We start from the raw sequence: 24,772 nt of genomic DNA on the forward strand, positions 1-24,772 counted from the left end.
CATGGACGCCACCCGTCAGAAGCCGACTTCCACCAGCCCGTTCCTGCGCCATGCGGCGCGTGCTGCCCTGCCGGCCGTGGCGCTGGCCTTCGGGCTGGGCCTGTCGCCCGCCCAGGCGCAATCCCTTCAGGATGCGCTGGCCCAGGCCTATGAATCCAACCCCACCCTCGACGCCGCGCGCGCCCAGTTGCGTGCCACCGACGAACTGGTGCCGCAGGCCCGCGCCGGCTATCTGCCGACCCTGTCCGCCGAAGGCCAGGTCGGCCGAAACGTACAGAAGAACGGACCGTCCGACACGTACTGGAATGAGAAGACGGCCAGCGCCACCGTCGTCCAGCCGCTGTTTCGCGGCGGCCGCACCGTTGCGGGAATGAGCCGCGCGGAAGCCCTCGTCCAGGCCCAGCGCGCTACCCTGCTTGCGACCGAGCAGAGCGTGCTGCTGACCGCCGCCACGGCCTATAGCGACGTGGTGCGTGATCAGGCCGTGCTGGACCTGAATGTCAACAATGTCCAGGTGCTGCAGCGCCAGTTGGATGCTTCCAACGACCGGTTCCGGGTGGGCGAGATCACCCGCACCGATGTCAGCCAGTCCGAGTCGCGTCTGGCCCTGTCGCGGTCCAACCGTATCGCGGCTGAAGGCCTGCTGAATGCCAGCCGCGCGACCTTTACCCGCCTGATCGGCGCACCGCCGCAGAACCTGCAGCAACCGGCCCCCCTGATGGGCCTGCCGGCCTCGCTGGAGGCCACGATCGCCCTGGCCGAACAGAACAATCCGCAGGTCGTTGCGGCCCGTTTCGCCGAGCGCGCGGCCGATGCCGCCGTCGATCAGGTCGCCGGCGAACTGTTGCCCACCGTGTCGCTGGTCGGCACTTACAGCCGTACCTGGGATCGCCCCGGCACGCTGGGTGACTACGATACCGGATCGATCACGGCCCGCGTCTCGATTCCCATTTACGAGGCCGGCGGCACGACGGCCCGTGTGCGTGAAGCCAAGCAGACGGCCTCCCAGCGCCGCATCCAGATCGATGAGGCGACACGCCAGGCGCGCGAGACCGCCATCCGGTCATGGGAAGCACTGGTGACCTCGCGTGCATCCATCAAGTCGCGTGAGGAACAGGTTCGCGCCGCCAATATCGCGCTGGAAGGCGTGCGTCAGGAAGCGACGGTGGGCTCGCGCACCGTGCTGGATACCCTGGATGCCGAACAGGAATTGCTGAACGCCCAGGTCGAACTGGTCCGGTCGCAGCGTGACGAGATCGTGGCCAGCTTCCAGGTGATGGCGGCCATCGGTCAGTTGTCGGCGAACACGCTGGAACTGGCGGTTCAGGTCTATGATGTGGAAGGCCATTATAACCGGGCGTCCAACAAGTTCTGGGGCCTGTCCATCGATTGATTCGGTGGACTTGACCGGCCGGTGTCGAACGGGACAGGGGAGGCGGCGACGCCTCCCCTGTCCCTTTTGGGGCGGGCAGGGGCGTTTTCTTAACGCCATTAACAAGTTCGTGGAAATTTGCAGCGTTCTGCCCTAGGCTTGGCGCCACATTCGTGGAAGGTCAGGTTACGCGCGCAATGGCCGACAAAGGGTCCTCACAAGAACCATCGATGGAAGAGATTCTCGCTTCCATCCGCAGGATCATTTCCGAAGATGGCGAGGCGCCACCGGAGGAAGCGCCGGCTGCTGCGCCGCCGCCGCCTCCCCCGCCGCCGCCACCACCCCCTCCTCCCCCGCCGCCACCGCCGCCACCCCCGCCGATGTTCGAGCCGGAGCCCGAACTCGACCCGGAACCGGAGCTGCCGTCCTATGAGGAAGAGGACGAGCCGCTGGAGTTGACGCAGGTGTTGCCGGAGGAAGATCCGGAACCCTTCTATGCGCCGCCACCGCCGCCACGCCGTCCGCCACCCCCCCTGCAGGATGATGGCGGGCTGATCTCCGATTATGCCGCCGATGCGGCCAGCCGTGCCTTTGCATCGGGTCTGGCCGGGTTCCGCCGTGGCGGCCCCAGCCTGACAGGCGATGGCCCGGTCGGGCGTGGCGATGTCACGCTGGAGCAGATCGTTTACGAGATCGTTCGTCCGATGATCCGTGAATGGCTTGATGACAATCTTCCCACCATGGTGGAACGCATGGTCAAGCGGGAGATCGAGCGGGTTGTACGGCGCGGGCTCGACTGACGCGCTTGCCTGCTTTGACATGAACAAAAGGGGCGGCGCCTTGCTGGTGCCGCCCCTTTTCCTTTATCTAACCCAATCCCTTTTACCCGGAAGGCCCGGCCATGTTGGAAAAGACGTTCTCCCCCTCGGAAGTGGAAGCCAACCATTACCAGCGTTGGGAGGCGACGGGCGCGTTCGCCGCGCATGTCGATTCGAACCAGACGCCCTATACCATCATGATGCCGCCGCCGAACGTGACGGGCAGCCTGCACATGGGTCACGCGCTGACCTTCACCTTGCAGGATATCCTGACCCGGTATCAGCGCATGCGCGGCAAGGATGCGTTGTGGCAGCCCGGCACCGACCATGCCGGCATCGCGACCCAGATGGTGGTGGAACGCAACCTGGGGAAGGAGGGTATTTCGCGCCAGGATCTGGGACGGGAGAAATTCCTGGAGAAGGTCTGGGAATGGAAGGCGGAATCCGGGGGCACGATCACGCGCCAACTTCGCCGCCTGGGCGCTTCCACCGACTGGAGCCGGGAGCGCTTCACCATGGATGAGGGCCTGAACAAGGCCGTCCGCAAGGTGTTCGTGGAACTGTACCGCCAGGGCCTCATCTATCGCGACAAGCGCCTGGTCAACTGGGACCCCAAGCTGCACACCGCCATTTCCGATCTGGAGGTGGAGCAGAAGGAGGTGAGCGGTAACCTTTGGCATTTCCGCTATCCCATCGACGGCCAGGAAGGCCGCCATATCGTTGTCGCCACGACGCGGCCCGAGACCATGCTGGCCGACACGGCTGTGGCCGTGCATCCGGAGGATGAGCGGTACAAGGACCTGATCGGCAAATTCGTGCGCCTGCCGCTCGTCGGTCGCCTGATCCCCATCGTCGCGGACGATTATGCCGACCCGGAGACGGGGTCGGGCGCGGTGAAGATCACGCCGGCCCATGATTTCAACGATTTCGAGGTTGGCCGGCGCCACAAGCTGCCGCTGATCAACCTGCTGGACCGCGATGCCCGCATCGTGCAGGAATTTGAAGGCTACAAGCCCGGTGCCGATGGTCGCCTGGAGGCGTTCAGCGAGCCGGTGCCCGACGCTTATCGCGGCCTGGACCGGTATGAGGCACGCAAGCGTGTCGTGGCCGATCTGGAGGCACTGGAACTGCTGGAACAGATCGTCCCGCACAAGATGACACAGCCGCACGGCGACCGGTCCGGTGTGGTGATCGAGCCCTGGCTGACCGATCAATGGTATTGCGACGCCGCCACGCTGGCCAAGCCGGCCATCGAGGCCGTGGAAACCGGCAAGACCGTGTTCGTGCCCAGGAATTGGGAAAACACCTATTTCGAATGGATGCGCAACATCCAGCCCTGGTGCATCTCGCGTCAGCTCTGGTGGGGTCATCAAATTCCCGCCTGGTATGATGCCGACGGGAATGTGTTCGTGGCGGAGACGCAGGAAGAGGCGCAGGCCCTGGCCGGGGCTGGTGTGGCGCTCACCCGCGATGCCGACGTGCTGGACACCTGGTTTTCGTCCGCTCTGTGGCCGTTCAGCACCCTGGGCTGGCCGGAGAAGGTGCCGGAACTGGATCGCTACTACCCCGGCGATGTCCTGGTCACCGGCTTCGACATCATCTTTTTCTGGGTGGCCCGGATGATGATGATGGGCATCCATTTCATGGGCGATGTGCCGTTCAGGACTGTCTATATCCACGCCCTGGTCCGTGATGAGAAGGGCCAGAAGATGTCGAAGTCGAAGGGCAACGTCATCGACCCGCTGAACGTCATCGACCAGTATGGTTGTGATGCGTTGCGCTTCACCCTGACCGCCATGGCGGCGCAGGGCCGCGACATCAAGCTGGCCGTCAACCGCGTCGAAGGCTATCGCAACTTCGCCACGAAACTTTGGAACGCGGCGCGCTATGCGGAGATGAACCAGGTTGCCGCCGTACCGGGCTTCGACCCGTCCCAGGTGACGCTGACAGTCAATAAGTGGATCGTCGGTGCCGTGCAGCAGGCGGCATCCCGGGTCACCGAAGCGCTGGACGCCTACAAGTTCAACGAGGCGGCGAACGGCATCTATCAGTTCGCCTGGAACAGCTTCTGTGACTGGTACCTGGAATTTACCAAGCCCATCCTGAATGGGGAGGATGAGGCCGCCAAGGCCGAGACCCGCGCCACCACGGCCTGGGTGCTGGACCGCATCCTGCACCTGCTGCACCCCATCATGCCTTTCATCACCGAGGAACTGAACGAGAAGCTGGGCGGCCAGGGCCAGACCCTGATTTCCGCTCCCTGGCCGGTGGCCCAGGAAGGGCTGATCGATGCCGCGGCCGGCGACGAGATGGAATGGGTGGTGCGCCTGATCTCCACGATCCGCACCGTCCGTGCCGAAATGAACGTTCCGCCTTCTGCCCAGCTTCCCCTGTTGCTGAAGGATGCCAGCGTGGTTTCCCAGGCGCGGCTGGCCACCCATCGCGACCTGATCCTGCGCCTGGCCCGCCTGTCGGGCGTGGAGGCAACGATGCAGGACGCGCCCAAGGGGTCGGCCCAGTCTGTGCTGGATGAGGCGACGCTGATCCTGCCGCTGGCCGATTTCATCGATGTGGAAAAGGAAAAGGCCCGGCTGGCCAAGGAGATCGCCAAGCTGGAGCAGGAGATCGGCAAGATCGACGCCAAGCTGTCGAACCGCAACTTCGTCGATCGCGCACCGGAAGAGGTGATCGAGGAACAGCGCGAGCGCCGCGCAGATGCCGAGACCACCCGGGCCAAGCTGGCCGACGCGCTGGCCCGCCTGGGATAGTTCCGCCCAGGCCCGGAAGGGGCACGGAAGACGGATATGAAAAGGCCGGCGGGTGATCATCCCGCCGGCCTCATTCTTATCGGCTACGGCCTATGTCGCGGGGCTGTGGCAATGCCGGCCTGTCAGGCCTGGGCCCTTTCAGGCTTGAATCCCCAGGACCGGAATACCTGCCCGCGGCTGTCCTGACGGCGCATGCCGTTACGCGCCTCGTTCTCCCGCCGGCGGGCGGCCTTCTCGGCGGCGGCCACACTGCTGAAATGCCGGCCATCCAGGCTGGCGAACAGGGGATGGGCGGAGAAGAAGCGGAATCCCTGGCCATCGGCCACGGCAATGCCGGCAGTATACCGGCTGGTTTCGATACTGAAAGCCTGGTTCGTCATGTCAAAATTGCTCCCATCAACGGCAAAGCTCATCGCCTTGCCGCACAACGCTGTAATAATGCTGGAGGACGCAAAAAGTTCTGCGTCAACACCCGGACATTCGGCCGCAGCGGGGAGGGGTCCGTTGAATGCTGAACTTGGTTTTCTTGTGCATTTTACTGCCCTCTCATCACCGATGGTTTGAACCAAACCACGAAGGGGCTTCGTGGCGCTTTAGCGTTTGATGACGCGGCGCAAGCTGCTGTTCGTCAAATTCCCGCGGCCCCTGCAGGGAAGGGCAACCCGGACCATGCGATCTTGGGTTCAGATTTGGTGATCATGGCGCCACTGTCAAGGAAAAACCCCAAGAAAAATTGGTATGTTCAATTTTGCATATCACACATGAATAATGTTATTTAATAGAAACCACAATAATAATTGACGAAAACCTCGGGATGTAAAACCCTCAGCCCGACGGTTCATCCAAGCCGACGTAATGCCCAGAGAAGTTTTCGACGTTTCAAGGAGGCCCTGCCCGATGTCGTTCAAGCGTTTCGCCACCCGCCTTGCCGCCGCCACCGCCCTGGTGGGCATGGCCTTCACCGGCTCCGCCCAGGCTGCCGATCCGGTGGTGGTGCGCGCCGGTTATATCCCCGTGCTGGGGGCCGCGCAGGCCTTCGTCATCGACAGCCAGGGCTGGGATCTGGAAAACGGCTTCGACCTGCAGCTCAAGCAGTTCGACAGCGGCCCGAACATGATCCAGGCCGTCGCCTCGGGAACACTGGATGCCTATATCGCCGGGGTGGCACCAGTGATCGTGGCGCGCGGCCGCGGTGTGGGCATCAAGGTGGTGGCCGCCACGGCCGTTGAAGAACTGGTGGTTGCTGCCGGTCCCGCCCTGGCCGCCACCGCGGGCAGCCCGGCAGAGGCCATCGCCGCCCTGTCCAAGAAGCTGGGCCGCCCGCTGAAGCTGGCCACCCAGCCGGCCGGCTCCGTCCCCAACACCTTCCTGCAATATTGGCTGTGGGAAGTGGCGAAGGTCGACAAAGCCCATGTCGAACTGGTGCCGCAAGGCATCGACGCAACGCAGCAGGCCCTGCTGGCCGGGGCTGTGGATGGCGCCATCATCCGCGAACCGGCCCTGACCATCATCACCGGCCGCAACCCGGACGTGAAGGTGCTGGCCTATGGTGGGGACATCCTGAAGAACCAGCCGGGCAATGTCATCGCCCTGACCGATGATTTCACCGCCAGGCATCCCGACATCGCGCAGAAGCTGGTCGAACTGACGGCGCGTGCGACGGAAGTGCTGCGCACGGACAAGGACGTCGCAGTGGCCGCCGTCGAATCGGCCATCGGCAAGGGCCTGATCCCGCGCGCCGTGATCGAACAGGCCCTGAAGTCGCCGGCCGTGAAGTTCAACACCGACCCGGCCGCCATCCTGAACGAGACGGCTACCGTTCAGGATTATCAGGTGAAGCTGGGAACGGTGAAGGAGGCGCTGCCGGTCGAGCAGCTCTTCGATCTTTCCTATTATCAGAAGGCCGCTGGCCGCTGAGGATCACCGGGCAATGCCGTCCCCGTTCTGGGGACGGCATTGCATTTCATTCAATTGGTTACGGAAATCTCTTAAAGTCACTTCATTGCAACTGATGCGGACCGGACAGCACGGTTGCGACAATTCCCATTGATACCTGATGGTTTTTGTGTGGAATTCTGGCCGGGCAATCTTGCCGACGCTGTGTAAAACGCCGACGATCCCCCATGCCCCATTCCAAGACCCGCCGCCTGCTGCTTTCCCTGCTGGGCGTGATCACCTTCCTGGCCATCTGGGAGGCCATGCCCCGCCTGGGTGTGGTCAAGCCCATGCTGTTGCCGGCACCCAGCGAAATACCGGCCAGCTTCTGGCGGGAGATCAGTTCCGGCGCTTGGCACTCCGCGGTGCTGGAGAGCCTGGGCCATTATATTTCGGGCCTGTTCCTGGGCTCGGCGCTGGGGGTCGGGCTGGGCGTGGCGACCGGCATGTCGCGGACGCTGGAAGATCTGACGAACTGGATCGTCCGCCTGCTGCGCCCCATTCCCGGTCTGGCCTGGGTGCCGTTCGCCATCATCTGGTTCGGCGTGTCGCCGACGGCGGCCAACTTCATCATCATCATCGGCGTTTTCTGGATCAATTATTTCGCGGCGCTGGGGGCTGTCCAGGCCGTGGATCGCGACCTGATCGAACTGGCCGACGCCTTCGGCCATCGCTCCCCCATCGCCAAGCTATTCAAGGTGATTCTGCCGGCATCCATCCAGCCGATCATGGCGGGGCTGCGCACAGGGCTGGGGCAGGCCTGGATGGCCGTGGTGGCGGCCGAACTGTTCGGCGTGGCCGGTCTGGGCCAGCGCATGATGCAGGCCTCGTCCCTGCTGGCCACCGACATTGTCGTTGTCTACATGATCACCATGGCGCTGCTGTATGGCATCGTCGACATGATCTTCGTCGCCCTGCGCGACCGTCTGCTGGCGTGGAAAGCATGATTTCGATCAAGGATTTGACGCTGTCATTCGATAGTGACCGCGGCCGCACCGTCGTTCTCAGGGATTTCCATCTGGATATCGAGGATGGGGAATTCGTGGCGGTGGTTGGGGCATCGGGCGTGGGGAAATCCACGCTGCTGCGCGTCATTGCTGGTCTGGTCAAACCTTCCGCCGGCACCGTAACGCGCGATCACCCGGAAACGCCGGGCCGGCGGCCTTATGCCATGGTGTTCCAGGATGCCCGCCTGCTGCCATGGCGGCGCGTCGTGAAGAATGTGGAATTCGGGCTGGAGGGGCTGGGACTGGACCGGGCGGAGAAGCGCCGCAGGGCCCTGAACGCGCTGGACCTGGTGGGCCTTGCCGACAAGGCGGGCCGCTGGCCGCACCAGCTTTCCGGTGGCCAGCGCCAGCGCGTGGCCATTGCCCGCGCACTGGCCGTTGACCCCGACCTGCTGATGATGGACGAGCCGTTCGGCGCGCTTGACGCCATCACGCGCCAGGCCTTGCAGGATGAACTGGTCGATCTGTGGCAGCGCACGGGCAAGACGATCCTGTTCGTTACCCATGACATCGACGAAGCCGTCTATCTGGCCGACCGCGTCGTCCTGCTGGCGGGCACGCCGGCCGGCGTGCGCTCTGCCGACCGGATCGCCGCACCGCGCCCGCGCCATCGTGACGATGCGTCGGCCCGCAGCACGGCCAATGCCATCCGCAACCGTCTGTCTGATGTCGTTGAGGCGGGCGAGGGTATCTAGGGTTGCTCCGTCACCCCGCTGGCCCGGGGCTGTCCGGGCGGCGAATGGCCACGGCCCTGCCACCGGCGGCGGGGGTCTTCTGCTCCAGTGTGGGCCGTGCCCTGGTCCGTGCCGCCTCGCCGCCCAGGAAGGCCAGAAGTGCCCGGCACTGGTCCGGCGGCAATTCACCATCTTCATGCCCGGAGGGCATGGGAACAATCGTCAGCGGTGCCGCCGCCGGCTTTCCGAGTTCCGCATCCGCGCTGCCCAGGATCAGTGTGGGGGCACGCACCATGGGCAGCAGGCCCGTCACGCTCAACCGGTGGCGTAACAGAGCCTGCACGGGAAGCAGCGGGAAGCGCCTGCCCATCCGCCCGGCCATGCTGGGGCAGGGCGCTTCCAGGACCAGGGCGGCCGTTGCACGCTCCCCCGCCAGCATGGCAGCCGGAACCGCTCCCATTTCCTGTCCGTAAAGAACCAGCCTTCCCCCGGAAATTCCGCGCGTGACGAGAAGGTCGGCCCAGGCGCGGGCATCGAGCATCAGGGCGTTCCCGCCCGGCCGGCCTGGATTGCCCGCATAGCCGCGATAACCGGCCAGAAGCACGCCAAACCCCGCATCGGCCAGGACCCGCGCCCGGTCGGCCCGGTCCGCCGCCTGTCCCCGGCTGCCATGCAGCAACAGGATGGTGGGCTTGGTCAGCCCGTCCGCCGGGCGAAGGCTGCCTTCCAGCAGCAGCCCGTCGGCCGTCTGCGCCCAGACGGGCTGGAAATCACCCAGCCCGGCATCGGCCAGGGGTGTGGCACGCGCAGAGGGGCGGAACAGGAGTGTGTCCTGCCGCAACCGGAACCAGAGCGCGTAGGCAATCCAGAGCAGCAGGGGGAACAAGACGTAAGCCACCCGTTCCCCCCATTGCCGCCTGCCTCATCGATCAGAATGTATAGACCAGCGTCGCCCGGCTCAATGTATCGGTCTGCTTGCGGTCATCCGGCGGCTCCGTCTCATGGCGCAGCGTGAAGCCGATGCGGGCGGAGAACAGCGAATTGATCCGCGCGGTCAGGCTGGAACTGCTTTCCAGCGTCTGGTTCTGGTCGCCGGTCAATGTCTTGATGGTCTGCGCGAACTTGATGTTTTCGTTGAATTCCTGGGTGTAATTGGCGTTGGCGCCGAACACGAATTCATGTTCCACGGCCGACACGCCGGGCGCGCGGACCTGGAAACTGTGCCGGGCACCGGGGCCGCCCTCCACCGAAAGGCGCTTGCCGTCGCTGTCCAGGATCAGGTAACCGATACCGACCGTTTCGGTCAGCCGGTGGCGGTACCCGGCGAACAGATCGCGTTCCCAGGTGAACTCACCGGCCGCGTAAAGCCGGGGATTGATGAAATAATTGGGCTTGTACCCGGCCGTATAACGTTCCTTGGAGGTTTCGCCTGACGCCCGCTGCAGGTCGGCGCTGCTGGTGATCTCATGACGCCACCGCAGCGTCTCCTTCACCAGGTTCAGGCGGATGGCGAGCGACCGGTCGTCGGTATTGCCCGAGGACAGGGAAGCGCCCAGTTCGCCATCGCCGCTCCAGCCGGCGATGACGCTGCTGCCGGCGGCCCGTTTGGCATCCCGCTCGGCCTTCTTGCGCTGATCACGCAGGTCCCTGGTGAGCGCGCCGATGGCCTCGGCGTGGTCGGGATAGGCATCCAGAGCCAGTGATTCGACCGTGTCCAGCGCCGTACCGTCCCGCGTTGCCGCCTGACGGATCATCACCTCTATACCTTCGGGAAGGGGGGAGGTCTGGGGAACCTGGGCCAGGGCCGCAGGCGTGGACATCAAGAAAAAGGTCAGCGCCGCGATACGCGGCGCTGTCTTCAAACCTGTCATTGTTCCGTCGAACTCCGTTCGGTTACTCAAGCATGGAACGCAACATCCAGGCAGTCTTTTCATGCACCTGCATACGCTGTGTCAACAGATCAGCGGTTGGCTCGTCGCCGGCTTCCTCCACCAGCGGGAATATCGTGCGGGCCGTGCGGGCCACGGTCTCATGTCCTTCCACCAGTTGGCGGATCATGTCCTGGGCGCGCGGCACCTCGGTTTCCTCCTTCACGGAGGCCAGCTTGCCGAACTGGCTGTAGCTGCCGGGCGCATGGAACCCCAGCGCGCGGATACGCTCCGCCACCTCGTCCACGGCGGTGAACAGTTCAGTGTACTGCGCCATGAACATGGTGTGCAGCGTGTTGAACATCGGCCCGGTGACGTTCCAATGAAAATTGTGGGTCTTCAGAAACAACGTGTAGCTGTCGGCCAACAGGCGCGACAGCCCGTCCGCGATGCGGGCGCGGTTCTCGTCGGTGATGCCGATATTGATCGCCGGTGCGGTGGCCATTTCTCGCCTCATCCCTTGTGGTTGTCGTCAGGAGACATGGGGATAGTGACGACAAAGGTAAAGGCTGGCAAGTGAAGCTTAGCCCTATAACCAATTGATAATGGTCTAAAAAATTCGGGGAGGACATGGGTTATGACCTTTGGTTGCCACCTTGTCCCCCCCGCAAGGTGCGAGGAACCGTCGGGTTCCCCGACAGATCCCGCCGACGGCATGCGATTGCCGGCGGGACCGGTGCGGATATGTCAGGCGGTGGCGGCAAGGCTGCTTGCGGCCTGACTGGTGCCCGTCTTCTGACCATAGCTGGCGATGGCACTTTGCAACTGGCTGATCAGGGCGCTGATCGGGTCTTCTTCCGCGCTGTCATCCTGTGTGGAACCGGTGGTCAGGCCGCTCAGGTCATTGCCAGCACTGGCCCGGGGCGGTGGTCCACCGGGACCGGGCTGACCGCCCGGCGGGGGCCCACCAGCACCGCCGGCCTGTTCCTGGGCATCCAGCAGGGTGCGGCGCGTGCCGTCACCCATGCGCTGGAACGCGGTTTCCATTTCTGCCTGGGTCAGGTTGCCGTCACCATCGCTGTCTAGGGAGGCAAACATGTCCTCCGCGCTGGGTCTGCCGGCGGCACGGGCGTTGGCGTCCGCTCCCTTCGGACCGGCAGCGCTGAACTCCTCCAGCGAAAGGCCACCGGAACCGTCCGCGTCGGCGGCCTGGAATTTTTCCTGCGCCCGCTGCTGCCGGGCGGCGGCGGACGGCGCATAGATGTTGGCGCTGCTGATGCTGCTGATACTCATGGTCGCTCCTACAGGGACAGGGTTGCCGGACCCGTCCTATCAACGGCCGGGCCGGCCCCTGCCTGTCGGGCCATGGGCGATTTTTCAGATCACCGCGGCAATGCGGCGGATGATGCGGGCGGCGTTGCCGGCGGCATTGCGGGCGAAGGCGGGAAAATCCAGGTGGCTCTCCTCTCCCGCCAGATCGGACAGGGCGCGCACGACCACCAGCGGCACCCCGAACCGGGCCGCCACCTGGGCCAGTGCCGCTCCTTCCATTTCGATGGCCTGTGCCTGGAACCGGTCGAACAGCCCGGCCCTGGTTCTGGCGCAATTGAGGAAATGGTCGCCCGTCAGCACCGTACCGAACCGCCATTGTGCCGGGCGCGATGCCCCTGGCGCCGGGGACAGGTCCAGCCCGGCCAGTGCCGCCCGGATCGTATCGTGCAGCCCGTCGGCCAGCGGATAGCCGAACCGTTCGTCGAAGCCCGGCAGCGGCGGCACGCCCGGCTGATAGGGTTTCAGCGCTCCCCCCGCCAGGGCCCCGTAATCATGCTGGATCAACCGGTCGGCGATCACCACGTCGCCCACGGCCAGCGACGGGTCAATGCCGCCCGCCACCCCGGAGAACAAAAGCCCGCGCACACCCAGATGGTGCAGCAGCAGCGTCCCCACCACGGCCGCGTTCACCTTGCCGATCCCCGCTTCCACCATCACCACGGGCTGCCCGTCCAGCAGGCCGTTCAGGAAGCGGAAACCGGCGATCCGTTCCTCTCCCTCCTGCCGGAACAGGGGTGAGAATTCGCCCATCTCCTCCGGTATGGCGCAGATCAGGCCCAGGGGGGCGGTCCGGCGGGGCGGGGTCATGGCGCGCCTGTGCTGCGATTGCGGATATTCTTGGCCAGCGTGCGTATCCGCACCTCCAGTTGGGCCGCGCTGTAGGGCTTGACGATGAAGGCATCCACCCCCTGGGCGCGGGCCGCCAGCACATGATCCTTGGTGCCGTGCCCCGTTTCCATGATGAAGGGAAGGTCCGGCCGGATGGCCCGAACGGCCGTCAGCAGGTCCATCCCGTTCATGCGCGGCATGGCCCAGTCGCAGATGATCAGGTCGATACCGCGCGGGTTGCTCTGGATCATGTCCAGCGCATCGCTGCCATCATTGGCGGCCAGCACCTCGCGGATTCCCATCTGGCGTAACACATCGGCGATCCAGATCCGGGTCTGTGGCTGGTCCTCCACGACCATGATGCGCAGGGACCGGATCGGGTCCTCGGGCATGTAATGCCGGTTCATGTGCTTCTCTTCGCTGCCAGGGCATCGGCGACGGCCCGCCGCAGGCCGTCCGGGTCGATGGGCTTGTACAGCACGGGAATGCCGGACGGCAAATCCGTCACTTCCGCGTGGCCGCGACCGGGATAGCCGGTCATGAACAGCACGGCAACCGTTGGATCAAGCTCGCCCACGAGATGGGCCAGCCGCACCCCGCCCAGGGCGGGCATGACAAGGTCCGTCAGCAACAGGTCGACCCCGCCCTCCTCGAACCGTTCCAGCGCCTCCACCCCATCGGCGGCACCGCGCACATGATGGCCGTCCTGTTCAAGGAAGGCCGTGACCAGGGTCAGCAACTCCGGCTCATCCTCCGCCACCAGGATCGTTGCCGGCGCAACTGCGGCCCCGGGGCGGGGGTCGGCACCGGTGACGGCTGCCGCCACCGGCGGTACGGCCAGCGGCAGCCACAGGGTGAAGCGGGTGCCGTGGCCGGGCTGACTGTCCACCAGGATGGTGCCGTCGGCCTGGGTGACGGTGCCATAGACCATGGCCAGCCCCAGGCCGGTGCCCTGGCCCGGCGGCTTCGTCGTGAAAAACGGGTCGAAGATGCGGTCCAGCAGTTCCGGCGGCATGCCCGTGCCCCGGTCGGTGACCGACAGCAGCGCATGGGCGCCCGGCGCCAGACCGGCGGGCGGGGACCCGGTTTCCACTGTTTCCAGCACGACCGACAGCGGGCCACCGCCAGGCATCGCGTCGCGGGCATTGATGGCCAGGTTCAGCAGCGCCTGGGCCACCATATCCGGGTCGATGGCAACCCAGACCGGATCGTCGGGCACCGACAGGGTCAGGTCGATGGTGGCGCCCAGCAGCGGCTTCAGCAGGAATTCCTGCCCCCGCAGCACCCCGCCCAGGTCGATGGGGCGCGACGGGGTTACGCCCTTCTGGCGCGAGAAAGTCAGCAACTCCCGCGTCAGGGCGGCGGCCCGGTCCACGCCCTGGCCGATCTTGGCCAGATAGCCGGCCAAGGGGCTGTCCGCGGCCACACCCATGCGGGCCATGCCGGCATAACCGCCGATGACCGACAGGATATTGTTGAAATCATGCGCGATCCCACCGGCAAGCTGGCCGAGCGCCTCCATCTTCTGGGCCTGCAGGAACTGGCTTTCCAGCCGCTTCTGTTCCGTCACGTCGGCGAACAGCACGACGAAGCCGCCGCCCGGCATGGGAAAATGCCGGACCTGCAGCCAGGCGCCGTTAGGCCGCTGGCGCTCACTGAAATGCACGCCCAGCCGTCGGATGCGGTCATAGTCGGCCAGACTTTCCTCGACCGTCTCGCCTGGATATTCACCCTGCCGGGCCAGCAACACGACAAGGTCATGGTCCTTCAGGCCCGGGCGCATGAAACCCGGTGGAATGTCCAGAAGCTCCGACACGCGGCGATTGGCGACAAGCAGCCGGCCATCGGCGTCATACACCTCGATGCCGATCCCGACATTGTCCATCATGCTGTCCAGGATGCGGGTCTTCTCCCATATCTCGTGCTCGGCCTGCCGGCGGTCGGTGATGTCGCGCAGATAGGCCGTGTAGCGCCGGCCCGGTCCCAGCGGCACGGCCGTGACGGCCAGTTCGATGGGCAGCGTGCTGCCGTCGCGCCGCCTGGCCTCCGTCTCCATGCGGCGGCCCAGCATCGTATCGTTCCGCCCGGCCAGCAGCGCGGCCAGCCCCGTATCGGACGGGTCCCGGTGATGGTGCGGCACAATCAGATCGACCAGTGTCCGGCCCACGGCCTCTGCCCGGGTCCATCCGAATGTACGTTCGGCGGCGGGATTGAATTCAAGCACCGTTCCGTCACCGTCGATGGACACGATGCAGTCCATGGCCGTATCCAGGATGGAACGCGCACGCGCCTCGCTCTCGCGCAGGCGCAGACTGGCCGCCGCCTCGTGCGTGACATCGCGGAACAGGCACAGCACCAGCCGTTCCTCCCCCGTCTGGAAGGGGACGGCGGACATTTCCGCCAGTCTCTCGCTGCCATCGCAGCTTTGCAGGCCGATACGCATCTGAGACACCGGCTCTCCGCCCGTGACCCGCCGGAACAGCATCTCTGCCAGGGGCCGCGCCTCGGGGCTGGCAAAGGACAGGATATGGACCCCCCGCGCTTCCAGGTCGGGGGCCAGGCCCAGGATGGTCCTGCCGGCCTTGTTGATGAACCGTCCCCAGCCTTGCAGATCGTGCACGGCGATGCCGTCGGGCGACAGATCGACCAACTGGCGATAGCGCTGCTCGCTGTCGCTCAACGCCACCTCGCGGCGTTTCAGTTCGGTGATCTCGGTGCGCAGGCACAGGATGCCGCCATCGGGCAGGCGCCGGTCCTGCACGCGAATCCAGCGGCCGTCGGGCAGGCGGAACTCCACCGGCCGGCCATCGGCACGGCGCAGTTCGCAAAGCCGTTCGGCGACGAAATCCTCTTCCCCGCGGCCACGGGCGGAAGGGTTCTCCCCCACCCGAATCCCGGCGCGCAGCAGCGCTTCGAAGGTCACGCCGGGCACCATCTGGGGCGACGTGGCCGGGAAAAGCGCCCGGAAGGCGGGATTGGCGCGTATCAGCCTTTCCTGCGCATCGAACAGGGCGGCCCCGTCCGTCAGCATGTCGAAGGCGATGCTCAGGCTGTCCAGGGTCAAGGCCGGGTCCTTGGGCTTGCGGGCCGTTTCCTGTGGTGATGGTGCCTTGGTCCCGGCCGCTGTCAAGCCGTCACGGGCAGGGCGGCCCGCAGCCGGGTGATCAGGCCGGCCCAATCGCCGCAGCGCTGCTGGCGGAACAGGCGCATGGAAGGATACCAGGGCGTCTTCGCCGACTTCTCCAGCCACCGCCAGTCCGTGTCGGTCGCGATCAGGGTCCAGACGGGCCGGCCCATCGCGCCGGCCAGATGCGCCAGGGCGCTGTCGGGCGTGATCAGCAGATCCAGATGGGGCAGAATGGCGGCGCTGTCGGTCCAGCCCGTGATCCGGGGCGCCAGATCGGTGACGGAACCGGGCAGCGCGGCGGCGGCCAGTTCGGCATGGCCGGCGGCCACCTGCATCGCGTACCAGTCGGCCCCCTGGCAGGCCAGCAGCGCCAGAAGCGGCGCCAGCCCCGGTGTACGCCAGCGGTCGCCCGGATGGGCGGGATTGCCGGCCCAACTGAACCCGATGCGCGGCCGGCCGGGGCGGCGGGGCAGATGCGGCGCCCATGCCGCGACGCGGTCCGGATCGGCAGCCAGATACGGGCCGGTCCAGGGAATGGTCTGCGGGGTCAGGCCAAGCAATCCCGGCAGGTCCAGCAGCGGCACCTGGAAATCCACGGGCGGGGGGGCTCTCCACGCACCAGCATGCGGCCATGGTGCCCGTCAGCGAACAGGGGCGCCAGGGCGGGCGGTACCTCCAGCACCACATCCGCCCCCGCGTCGATCAGCGGGCGGGTCAGGCGCGCGCACATGATGGTGTCGCCGGCCCCCTGTTCATCCCATACCAGGATGCGCCGACCGGCCGCCGGCTCGCCCTGCCAGGCCGGGATGGACTGGTGCCGGGGCGGCCGGGCAGAAACCGACCAGCGGTGCCGGTAGCTGGCAAATCCCTCCGCCCATCGGCCCAGCCGCAGCAAGGCAAGCGATCGGCCCAGGGCGGCTGATGTGTCGCCGGGGGCCAGTGCCAGACAGCGCTCGAATGCCTCCAGCGCGCCGGCCGGATCGCCCGTGACGCGCCGGAACAGGCCCGTATCACGCCAGACATAGGCCTGGTCTGGGCCCAGGCGCTGCGCGGTCTCCAGATGCGGGCCGGCCTCGGCCTCGTTCCCCGTATGCAGCAACAGGTTGGCCAGCGCGCAGCGGGCGGGCAGAAGGTTGGGGGCAACGCTGACCGCCTGTGACAGCATCCGCAGGGCGGTCACCTCGTCGCCATCCCGGCGGGCTGCATCACCCAGGCTCAGCAATGCGCCGGGATGGTCGGGTGCCGCCGCCAGCACCCGTTGCCAAAGGGCCAGCGCGGCGTGTGCATCGCCGCGGGCGGCGGCCTCCATGGCCTGTCGCGCCAGAAGGGGGGCGGCGGGTGCTGTCGATGAACCGGTTCTCACCATTGTTTCTCCGTCAGGGTCGGCTTGCCCTGCACCGTGCTGCTGATGGCCTCCGGCATGCGGACCAGCCGGTCGCCGCGGATGGGCGGCAGCGGATCGGGATCATAGACCTGCTTCAGACGGCGATATTCATGGTCGTGATATTCCTGCTGTTCCTGGAAATCAGGCTCGCCATCGCGGCGGCCGGTCACGATCACCTCCTGCTCCATGGCGGGGGTGGCAGCTGGCGGCAGGCGCGCCGCGCCGGGGTCCTGCGCCGGGGCCGGCAGTGCCAGCAGCAACAGGGCCAGAACGGCACAGGGCAATGGTCGGGCGGGGTGATTCCCCACGGCGATCGGCATGGATGGACCGGCAGGCAGGATGCGGACAGGACAGCATAGGCGATTTCCGCCACGAACACTCCTGTCCTTTGCACCATCCGCGCATCCGCACGCCATTGCCATGGCTGAACAGGCGACGAATGTGAACGTAATGGGAACATTAGCACTTGGCGGGCGAGAACAAAAAAGGTACAACAGGTGCAGTTGAACGCGCATGCCTATCCGTGCGAGAAGGAAGGGGACAGATATGTCGGCAGCTCCACTCCGTCTGGTTGAAACACCCATGGACAAACAAAAAGCTCTCGATGCCGCGCTGGGTCAGATCGAACGCGCGTTCGGCAAGGGCTCGATCATGAAGCTCGGCGCCAAGGAGGCCATCTCCGAGACGGAGGTGGTGTCCACGGGCTCCCTGGGCCTCGACATCGCGCTGGGCATCGGCGGCTTCCCCCGGGGCCGCATCATCGAAATCTACGGGCCCGAGAGCTCGGGCAAGACGACGCTGGCGCTGCATGCCATCGCCCAGGCCCAGAAGAATGGCGGCGTCTGCGCCTTCGTGGATGCCGAACATGCGCTGGACCCCTCCTATGCCCGCAAGCTGGGCGTGGATGTGGATGAATTGCTGATCTCCCAGCCCGATGCCGGCGAACAGGCGCTGGAGATCGCGGACACGCTGGTGCGCTCCGGGGCGATCGACGTGCTGGTGGTCAATTCCGTCGCGGCCCTGGTGCCACGCGCCGAACTGGAAGGGGAGATGGGCGACAGCCATGTCGGCCTGCACGCCCGGTTGATGAGTCAGGCCCTGCGCAAGCTGACCAGTTCCATCTCCAAGTCGCGCTGCCTCGTCATCTTCATCAACCAGATCCGGTTGAAGATCGGCGTGATGTTCGGCAATCCGGAGACGACCACGGGCGGTAATGCGCTGAAATTCTATGCCTCCGTCCGCCTGGATATCCGCCGCATCGGCTCCATCAAGGACAGGGACACGGTGACGGGCAACCAGACCCGTGTGAAGGTGGTGAAGAACAAGATGGCGCCACCCTTCCGCGTCGTGGAGTTCGACATCATGTATGGCGAGGGCGTGTCCAAGGTGGGTGAACTGCTCGACCTCGGCATCCAGGCCGGTGTCGTTGACAAGTCGGGCTCCTGGTTCTCCTACGATGGGCAGCGGATCGGCCAGGGGCGGGAGAACGCCAAGACCTTCCTGCGCACCAATCCGGCCGTGGCCGACAGCATCGAACAGAAGATCCGGTCCAATGCCGGCATCGTGGCCGGTGCCATGATGGGCACGCCGGAGACCGATGGCGACGCTTCCAGCCCGGATTGATGGACGGGCGTTCCCCGCACGGGGGCGCTGCATGCGAAGATGGGGGAGGCGCTTGCCTTCCCCGTTTTGCTGTCCGGCCCGTGACCATCATCAGAGGGGGTTGCACGCGCTGACCGGACACGGTGCCGGCCTGAACCCCGGCCCCAAGCGGGCATGACCCCCCAGCCCCAAGCGGGCATGGACAGGCCGCCGCTTGCCACGGTACAACCCGTACCCCATGTCGCGTTCAATGCAGCAGTCAGGTCGTCATCCCATGTCCAAGAAGACCGTCAACGAAATCCGTTCCACGTTCCTCGATTATTTCGGGAAGAATGGCCACGCCATTGTCGACAGCTCGCCGCTGGTGCCGCGCAATGACCCGACGCTGATGTTCACGAATGCCGGCATGGTGCAGTTCAAGAACGTCTTCACGGGGCAGGAGCCACGACCCTATACCCGCGCGACCACCTCGCAAAAATGTGTGCGCGCCGGTGGCAAGCACAACGACCTGGACAATGTCGGCTTCACGGCCCGCCATCACACCTTCTTCGAGATGCTGGGCAATTTCTCCTTCGGTGATTATTTCAAGGCTGATGCCATCGAACTGGCCTGGAACCTGATCACCAAGGAATTCGGCATCCCGGCGTCCAAGCTGACGACCACCGTCTTCCATGATGATGACGAGGCGTTCGGCCTGTGGAAGAAGATCGCCGGCCTGCCGGACGATCGCATCATCCGTATCCCCACGTCCGACAATTTCTGGATGATGGGCGATACGGGTCCCTGCGGCCCCTGCTCGGAAATATTCTATGACCATGGGGCGCATATTCCCGGTGGGCCGCCGGGCAGCCCGGATCAGGATGGCGACCGCTTCATCGAGATCTGGAACCTAGTCTTCATGCAGTACGAGCAGTTCCCTGCCAAGGATGGCGGGTACCAGCGCGTGCCCCTGCCCAAGCCCAGTATCGACACCGGCATGGGGATGGAACGTCTGGCCGCCGTACTGCAGGGCGTGCATGATAATTACGATATCGACCTGTTCAAGGGCCTGCTGGAGGCATCGGCGGAAGCCACGGGCGCCAGCCTGCGGGGGCCGCATGCGACCTCGCACCGCGTGATTGCCGACCATCTGCGCTCCTGCTCCTTCCTGATTGCCGACGGCGTCATGCCGTCGAATGAAGGGCGTGGTTACGTCCTGCGTCGCATTATGCGTCGCGCGATGCGGCATGCGCACATGCTGGGCGCCAAGGAACCCGTGATGTACCGTCTGGTCCCGGCCCTGGTGCGCGAGATGGGCGGCCATTACGCGGAACTGGTGCGAGCCCAGGCCCTGATCACCGAGACCCTGCGCCTGGAGGAAACCCGCTTCAAGCAGACGCTGGATCGCGGGCTGAAGCTGCTGGACGAGGCAGAGGGTGGTCTGGCCAGGGGGGAGGCGTTGCCCGGCAATGTCGCCTTCACGCTTTACGATACCTATGGTTTCCCGCTGGACCTGACGCAGGACGTGTTGCGCACCCGCAACCGGCCCGTCGATGTGGACGGGTTCAAGGCGGCGATGGAGGAGCAGCGCCGCAAGGCTCGCGCCGCCTGGGCCGGTTCGGGGGAGGCCGCGACGGAGAGCGTCTGGTTCGAACTGAAGGATGAACTGGGTGCCACGGAGTTCCTCGGCTATGACACCGAGGCGGCCGAAGGGGCCGTCACCGCCATCCTGGACATGGCCGGCAACCGGCTGACCAGCGTCGGCGAGGGCACCGAGGTGCTTGTCGTTGTCAACCAGACCCCCTTCTATGGCGAAAGTGGCGGCCAGGTTGGTGATGCCGGCCTGCTGATATCGGCCAAGGGCGCGGAAGTGACTGTGCGCGACGTGCAGAAGAAGCTGGGTGCGGTCTTCGCCCATGTCGGCACCGTTACCAAGGGCACGTTGGCCGTAGGCGACAATGTGGAATTGAAGGTGGACGGCACACGCCGTTCGGCCATTCGCGCCAACCACAGCGCCACCCACCTGCTGCATGAGGCGCTGCGCCGCCGTCTGGGCGACCACGTCACGCAGAAGGGGTCGCTGGTCAGTGCCGATCGTCTGCGCTTCGATATCTCCCAGCCGACACCGCTGGCGGCCGGCGACATGTCGGCCGTGGAAGAGGCGGTCAACAGCCGCATCCGCGGCAACAGCGAGGTCACGACCCGCCTGATGACGCCCGATGCCGCCATTGCCGTCGGTGCCATGGCCCTGTTCGGGGAGAAATATGGCGAAGAGGTCCGTGTCGTCTCGATGGGTGGTGCCGATGAGGGGGGGAACAAGGAGTTTTCCGTCGAACTGTGCGGCGGCACCCATGTCCGCCGCACGGGCGATATCGGCCTGTTCAAGATCGTGTCGGAAGGGGCGGTTGCCGCCGGCATCCGCCGGATCGAGGCGCTGACCGGGGCGGGGGCGCTGGCCTATCTGGAACAGCAGGAGGGGCGCCTGCTGGATACCGCCCAGGCCCTGAAGGTTCCGGCGGGGGAAGTGGTGGCCAAGGTCACCAGCCTGCTGGATGAACGCCGCAGGATGGAGAAGGAGTTGGCCGACCTGCGCCGCCAGGTCGCGCTTGGCGGCGGCGGTTCCGGTGGGGCCGCAGAGATCAGGCAGGTTGGCGGCCTTGGTTTCATCGGCCGGGTGGTCAATGACCTGCCGGCCAAGGATCTGAAGCCCTTCGCCGATGAATTGAAGAAGCAGGTGGGCAGCGGCGTGGTCGTGGCCATCGCCGTGGCCGACGGCAAGGCATCCGTCGTGGTCGGCGTGACGGAGGATGCGGTTTCCAAGGCCAGCGCCGTTGATCTGGTCCGGGTGGCGGCGGCGGCCCTGGGTGGCAAGGGCGGCGGTGGCCGCCCCGACATGGCCCAGGCCGGTGGCCCCGATGGCGCCAGGGCCAATGATGCCATCGCGGCGGTGGAAGCGGCCCTGGCGGGGTGACACCCGTCAAGGCGGCAAGGCAAGGCGGGGCGCGCTGTGCCCTGGCCTGCCGAACCGCCGGTCCGTTTACGCCGGTATCGTCAAACCTCCCTGACAGGTATTCCCAATGACCCGTTTCGAAGGCACCCAGGATTACGTCGCCACGGATGATCTTCGTGTCGCCGTCAACGCGGCCATCACACTGCAAAGGCCCCTGCTGGTGAAGGGCGAGCCCGGCACGGGCAAGACCGTGCTGGCACAGGAGGTGGCCCGGGCCCTGGGCCGTCCGCTGTTGGCCTGGCACGTGAAATCGACGACCAAGGCCCAGCAGGGCCTTTACGAATATGATGCCGTCAGCCGGCTGCGCGACAGCCAGTTGGGTGACCCGCGCGTCAAGGATATCCGCAATTACATCCGTAAGGGCCCCCTTTGGACGGCGTTCGAGGCGGAAGAACCGCCCGTCCTGCTGATCGATGAGATCGACAAGGCGGATATCGAATTCCCCAACGACCTGCTGCAGGAATTGGACCGCATGGAGTTCTTCGTCTATGAGACGGGGGAGACCATCAAGGCGGCCAGGCGGCCCGTCGTCATCATCACCTCGAACAATGAGAAGGAACTGCCCGACGCCTTCCTGCGCCGCTGCTTCTTCCACTATATCCGCTTCCCCGACGCCGACACGATGACCCGCATCGTGGAGGTGCATTTCCCCGACCTGAAGGCGGAATTGCTGCGCGATGCGCTGACCCTGTTCTATGAGGTGCGTGAGGTGCCGGGGCTGAAAAAGAAGCCCAGCACGTCGGAACTGCTGGACTGGATCCGCCTGCTTCTGGTGGAGGATGTTTCGCCGGAAACGCTGCGCCAGCGTGACCCGAAGAAGCTGATCCCGCCCCTGCATGGCGCGCTTTTGAAGAATGAACAGGATGTTCACCTGTTCGAGCGGCTGGCCTTCATGGCGCGGCGCAACAACCAGGGTTGAGGCCGGCGGGACCCGTGACGGCGCAAAACCGCCGCCACGGGCCTGGTCTGGCCGCGCTACATTTCGCGGCGCTACACTTCGCCGAAGCTTTGCACCAGACTGCCGACGATCAGGTACCAGCCGTCGATCAGCACGAAGAAGATCAGCTTGAACGGCAGCGAGATCATCGCCGGCGGCAGCATCATCATGCCCATGGACATCAACACGCTGGCCACCACCATGTCGATGACCAGGAAGGGCACGAAGACAAGGAACCCGATCTCGAATGCCCGCTTCAGTTCCGACAGCATGAAGGACGGGATCAGCACATGGATCGGTATGTCCTTGGGCTCTGCCACGGGCGGGGTCTTGGACATGTCCATGAAAAGCTGAAGGTCGCGCTCGCGCACATGGCGCATCATGAAGGCGTGGAACGGCTCCGCCGTGCGGCGGAAGGCCGTGACCTCGTCGATCTCCTCATTGATCAACGGGCGCACCCCGACATCGTAGGCGGTCTGCAGGGTGGGGGCCATGATGAAGAAGGTCAGGAACATGGCCAGACTGACCATCACCTGGTTCGGCGGCACCTGCATGGTGCCCAACGCCGACCGCAGAAAGCTCAGCACGATGATGATGCGCACGAAGCAGGTCATCATGATCAGGATGCTGGGCGCCAGTGACAGTACCGTCAGCAGCGCCACGAACTGCACGATGCGGCCCGTGCTGCTGGGCCCTTCATCACCCAGGTCCAGGGAGAAGCTCTGTGCCAGGGCCGGTGCGGCGACAAGGGCCAGCAGCAGCCCGGCCGGCAGACCAACGCGGCGGATAAGGGGGAGGATCGGCCTGCCCGTCATGGGGTTGTGTCCGTCATGTCCTGGCGGCCCAGCACCGCCTTGAAATCGTGAGGGGTGGCGGATGGCGGCGCGATGCCGGTTTCCACCACCCTGTCCTCGCCATGGCCCAGCAACAGCAGATGCTCCACCCCGTCACGGCGCACCAGCACAAGACGCCGGCGGGCATCGAGCGTCAGCACCTCCACGATACCCAGCCGGCGGTCGCCCTTGCGCCTGGCTGTCAACCCTGCGGCAGGGCCATAGCGGCGCAGCAACAGGCCGCAGATCCCGATCAGCGCCAGGACCAGGCCCAACGCCATGAACAGGCGCAGATATTGCGTGGCGTCCATTCAATAATCCTTGGGCGTGCGATAGGCCTGGGCGGCACGGATGCGGGTCGCATGGGTCTCCCGTCCGCCCAGCTTGTCGCCATGCACCCGCTCCAGCGTTGCCGCCACCTTGTCCAGCGCGCCGCTCACCGCCTCCAGCCGATCCAGAAGGCTCCTGGCGTCCGGGGGGGGCAGTGATGTGGCGGCTTCCAGAATGGGCTTCACCTCGCGCTCCAGCCCGGCGAGGTCGACCATCTCGCCCTTGGCCAGTGCCTCCTCACCCCGGGCGAGCAGTTCCAGCAGGCTGTCCAGTGTCTGGGCGACATCGGCAGCATCGGGCCGGGCGGGAATGGTGGGCTCTGTCATGACGCGGGCGGCTCGTCTGTGGTCACATCAGGGGTACTGGCATCGGATGTGGCGGCGCTGTCGTGCCTGCCAACATCTTCAGCAGTATAGGTGCCGTTGGCACGATAGACATAGGCAAGGATTTCCGCCACGGCGGCGATGGCTTCAATCGGAATTTCGCTGTCCACGTCGATGGCGGCAAGGATTTCCGCCAGGTCGGCATCGGTGCGCACCTTCACCCCATGGGCAAAGGCCAGTTCCAGGATCTGTTCGGCCACGGCCCCCTTGCCGCTGGCCACGACGCGGGGCAGGGAGGGATCCCCCTGCTCGTGGCGCAGGGCCACGGCCACCTGTCGGCGGGCGGGCGTCGGCGGGGTATCGCTCATCGGGCTCAACGCATCACAATCCTGGATCGGTGCCGCCGGTGACAGGGGATCGTGGCACCCGTTCCGGCCACGAAACCACCCTTGCGACGAAAAGCAGCTTAGCAGATCATTGAAGCCTGTGCAGCCGGCCCCGGCGATAAAATCACCTTATATCCGGGCCGACGATGCGCTATGCTGACGAAGAGTTTGCCGGCTTGGCGTCCCGGTCCGGCAAACCCCGTCCCGCACAAGGCGGGACATGAATTCCCCGCCCGGCGCGGGGATATTGCCGAAAATG

General features: G+C 65.5%; 24 protein-coding genes. 9 read left to right on the forward strand and 15 right to left on the reverse strand.

Annotation, left to right across the window (positions count from 1 at the left end):
• The first annotated feature begins 1 nt into the window (after position 1).
• The 3 genes from ABC728_RS22620 to ABC728_RS22630 all read left to right on the forward strand — a co-directional run bounded on the left by ABC728_RS22620 (position 2) and on the right by ABC728_RS22630 (position 4,958).
• On the forward strand, positions 2 to 1,393 hold the full coding sequence (locus tag ABC728_RS22620; protein ID WP_416620462.1) for a TolC family outer membrane protein: 1,392 nt from the start codon (positions 2 to 4) through the stop codon (positions 1,391 to 1,393).
• Between the two features lie 209 nt (positions 1,394 to 1,602).
• Positions 1,603 to 2,172 carry a DUF2497 domain-containing protein gene (locus ABC728_RS22625; protein WP_416620461.1) on the forward strand — a complete coding sequence of 190 codons (570 nt, stop codon included), beginning with the start codon at positions 1,603 to 1,605 and terminating at the stop codon, positions 2,170 to 2,172.
• A gap of 101 nt (positions 2,173 to 2,273) precedes the next feature.
• Positions 2,274 to 4,958: a valine--tRNA ligase gene (locus ABC728_RS22630; RefSeq protein WP_416620460.1), complete on the forward strand. Its 2,685-nt coding sequence runs from the start codon at positions 2,274 to 2,276 to the stop codon at positions 4,956 to 4,958.
• A 122-nt stretch (positions 4,959 to 5,080) separates the two neighbouring features.
• Here the strand turns inward: ABC728_RS22630 and ABC728_RS22635 are convergent, their stop codons facing one another.
• Complete coding sequence (locus tag ABC728_RS22635; RefSeq protein ID WP_416620459.1) at positions 5,081 to 5,338, reverse strand: hypothetical protein; 258 nt, start codon at positions 5,336 to 5,338, stop codon at positions 5,081 to 5,083.
• 517 nt (positions 5,339 to 5,855) lie between these two features.
• Between ABC728_RS22635 and ABC728_RS22640 the strand changes: the two genes are divergently transcribed.
• From ABC728_RS22640 to ABC728_RS22650, 3 genes are all read left to right on the forward strand, one after another.
• Positions 5,856 to 6,875, forward strand: coding sequence for an ABC transporter substrate-binding protein (locus ABC728_RS22640; RefSeq protein WP_416620458.1), 1,020 nt, complete (start codon positions 5,856 to 5,858; stop codon positions 6,873 to 6,875).
• 206 nt (positions 6,876 to 7,081) lie between these two features.
• Positions 7,082 to 7,840 (forward strand): ABC transporter permease, encoded by a 759-nt coding sequence (locus ABC728_RS22645; RefSeq protein WP_416620457.1) that lies wholly within the window; start codon positions 7,082 to 7,084, stop codon positions 7,838 to 7,840.
• A complete protein-coding gene (locus ABC728_RS22650; RefSeq protein ID WP_416620456.1) occupies positions 7,837 to 8,595 on the forward strand; it encodes an ABC transporter ATP-binding protein in 759 nt (252 codons plus the stop codon). The genes ABC728_RS22645 and ABC728_RS22650 overlap by 4 nt, the downstream gene beginning before the upstream one ends.
• A 10-nt stretch (positions 8,596 to 8,605) precedes the next feature.
• On the opposite strand, the gene ABC728_RS22655 is transcribed toward ABC728_RS22650, so the two are convergent.
• From ABC728_RS22655 to ABC728_RS22700, 10 genes are all read right to left on the reverse strand, one after another.
• Positions 8,606 to 9,472, reverse strand: coding sequence for an alpha/beta hydrolase (locus ABC728_RS22655; protein ID WP_416620455.1), 867 nt, complete (start codon positions 9,470 to 9,472; stop codon positions 8,606 to 8,608).
• A gap of 31 nt (positions 9,473 to 9,503) precedes the next feature.
• Positions 9,504 to 10,394 (reverse strand): DUF481 domain-containing protein, encoded by an 891-nt coding sequence (locus tag ABC728_RS22660; RefSeq protein WP_416620454.1) that lies wholly within the window; start codon positions 10,392 to 10,394, stop codon positions 9,504 to 9,506.
• Between the two features lie 73 nt (positions 10,395 to 10,467).
• Positions 10,468 to 10,947: a Dps family protein gene (locus ABC728_RS22665; protein WP_416620453.1), complete on the reverse strand. Its 480-nt coding sequence runs from the start codon at positions 10,945 to 10,947 to the stop codon at positions 10,468 to 10,470.
• A gap of 242 nt (positions 10,948 to 11,189) precedes the next feature.
• Positions 11,190 to 11,735: a hypothetical protein gene (locus ABC728_RS22670; protein ID WP_416620452.1), complete on the reverse strand. Its 546-nt coding sequence runs from the start codon at positions 11,733 to 11,735 to the stop codon at positions 11,190 to 11,192.
• Positions 11,736 to 11,819: 84 nt separating this feature from the next.
• Positions 11,820 to 12,581: a 5'-methylthioadenosine/adenosylhomocysteine nucleosidase gene (locus ABC728_RS22675; RefSeq protein ID WP_416620451.1), complete on the reverse strand. Its 762-nt coding sequence runs from the start codon at positions 12,579 to 12,581 to the stop codon at positions 11,820 to 11,822.
• Complete coding sequence (locus tag ABC728_RS22680; RefSeq protein ID WP_416620450.1) at positions 12,578 to 13,009, reverse strand: response regulator; 432 nt, start codon at positions 13,007 to 13,009, stop codon at positions 12,578 to 12,580. The genes ABC728_RS22675 and ABC728_RS22680 overlap by 4 nt, the downstream gene beginning before the upstream one ends.
• Positions 13,006 to 15,666 carry a PAS-domain containing protein gene (locus tag ABC728_RS22685; protein ID WP_416620449.1) on the reverse strand — a complete coding sequence of 887 codons (2,661 nt, stop codon included), beginning with the start codon at positions 15,664 to 15,666 and terminating at the stop codon, positions 13,006 to 13,008. The genes ABC728_RS22680 and ABC728_RS22685 overlap by 4 nt, the downstream gene beginning before the upstream one ends.
• A 62-nt stretch (positions 15,667 to 15,728) precedes the next feature.
• Positions 15,729 to 16,325, reverse strand: a complete 597-nt coding sequence (locus tag ABC728_RS22690) for a glycosyltransferase family 9 protein (RefSeq protein WP_445376509.1) — start codon at positions 16,323 to 16,325, stop codon at positions 15,729 to 15,731.
• Positions 16,277 to 17,095 carry a tetratricopeptide repeat protein gene (locus ABC728_RS22695; RefSeq protein ID WP_445376510.1) on the reverse strand — a complete coding sequence of 273 codons (819 nt, stop codon included), beginning with the start codon at positions 17,093 to 17,095 and terminating at the stop codon, positions 16,277 to 16,279. Before ABC728_RS22695 ends, ABC728_RS22690 begins: the two co-directional genes overlap by 49 nt.
• Complete coding sequence (locus ABC728_RS22700; protein WP_416620447.1) at positions 17,089 to 17,433, reverse strand: hypothetical protein; 345 nt, start codon at positions 17,431 to 17,433, stop codon at positions 17,089 to 17,091. The genes ABC728_RS22695 and ABC728_RS22700 overlap by 7 nt, the downstream gene beginning before the upstream one ends.
• A 226-nt stretch (positions 17,434 to 17,659) precedes the next feature.
• Here ABC728_RS22700 and recA point away from each other — a divergent pair, with 226 nt between their 5' ends.
• From recA to ABC728_RS22715, 3 genes are all read left to right on the forward strand, one after another.
• On the forward strand, positions 17,660 to 18,736 hold the full coding sequence (gene recA, locus ABC728_RS22705; protein ID WP_445376511.1) for a recombinase RecA: 1,077 nt from the start codon (positions 17,660 to 17,662) through the stop codon (positions 18,734 to 18,736).
• A gap of 253 nt (positions 18,737 to 18,989) precedes the next feature.
• Positions 18,990 to 21,665 (forward strand): alanine--tRNA ligase, encoded by a 2,676-nt coding sequence (alaS, locus tag ABC728_RS22710; RefSeq protein ID WP_416620445.1) that lies wholly within the window; start codon positions 18,990 to 18,992, stop codon positions 21,663 to 21,665.
• A 106-nt stretch (positions 21,666 to 21,771) separates the two neighbouring features.
• A complete protein-coding gene (locus tag ABC728_RS22715; protein WP_416620444.1) occupies positions 21,772 to 22,623 on the forward strand; it encodes an AAA family ATPase in 852 nt (283 codons plus the stop codon).
• Positions 22,624 to 22,694: 71 nt separating this feature from the next.
• On the opposite strand, the gene fliP is transcribed toward ABC728_RS22715, so the two are convergent.
• From fliP to ABC728_RS22735, 4 genes are read right to left on the reverse strand one after another with little or no spacing between them, the layout of a single operon-like run.
• On the reverse strand, positions 22,695 to 23,456 hold the full coding sequence (gene fliP / locus ABC728_RS22720) for a flagellar type III secretion system pore protein FliP (protein WP_416620443.1): 762 nt from the start codon (positions 23,454 to 23,456) through the stop codon (positions 22,695 to 22,697).
• Complete coding sequence (locus ABC728_RS22725; RefSeq protein WP_416620442.1) at positions 23,453 to 23,785, reverse strand: flagellar biosynthetic protein FliO; 333 nt, start codon at positions 23,783 to 23,785, stop codon at positions 23,453 to 23,455. The genes fliP and ABC728_RS22725 overlap by 4 nt, the downstream gene beginning before the upstream one ends.
• Positions 23,786 to 24,130, reverse strand: a complete 345-nt coding sequence (locus ABC728_RS22730) for a hypothetical protein (protein ID WP_416620441.1) — start codon at positions 24,128 to 24,130, stop codon at positions 23,786 to 23,788. It abuts the gene before it with no gap.
• Positions 24,127 to 24,495 (reverse strand): EscU/YscU/HrcU family type III secretion system export apparatus switch protein, encoded by a 369-nt coding sequence (locus tag ABC728_RS22735; protein ID WP_416620440.1) that lies wholly within the window; start codon positions 24,493 to 24,495, stop codon positions 24,127 to 24,129. The genes ABC728_RS22730 and ABC728_RS22735 overlap by 4 nt, the downstream gene beginning before the upstream one ends.
• Positions 24,496 to 24,772: the final 277 nt, after the last annotated feature.

Source organism: Niveispirillum fermenti, assembly GCF_052474395.1.